Genomic DNA, 224 nt, shown 5'->3' with positions numbered 1-224 from the left:
TATTGTGCAGGCCTGATAAGCGCAGCGCATCAGGCAGATCACGACATCGCAGTTATCTTCTGGCCCATTGCGTAACAAAATCAGCTACTTGCTGTATGTTGTTGATATCTAACAATGGAACATCCACCGCCAGAGGAACGTCACTGGCAACCGCTATCACATAGTCGTCCATCACCAATTCCTCAGGACTATGCCCGCAGCCTTCGCGGAAAAGTAGGATCTTA

1 pseudogene is annotated in these 224 nt (G+C 49.1%); it reads right to left on the bottom strand.

Features of this window, described 5'->3' with window-relative positions:
* Positions 1-52 precede the first annotated feature (52 nt).
* Positions 53-224 (bottom strand): annotated as a pseudogene (locus FDX22_RS31860) (molybdopterin-guanine dinucleotide biosynthesis protein B); the annotation flags it as partial.

The sequence above is a fragment of the Citrobacter sp. TBCS-14 genome (assembly GCF_005280805.1).
Lineage (GTDB): Bacteria > Pseudomonadota > Gammaproteobacteria > Enterobacterales > Enterobacteriaceae > Citrobacter > Citrobacter gillenii.
This window is presented reverse-complemented; position numbering and strand designations above follow the sequence as displayed.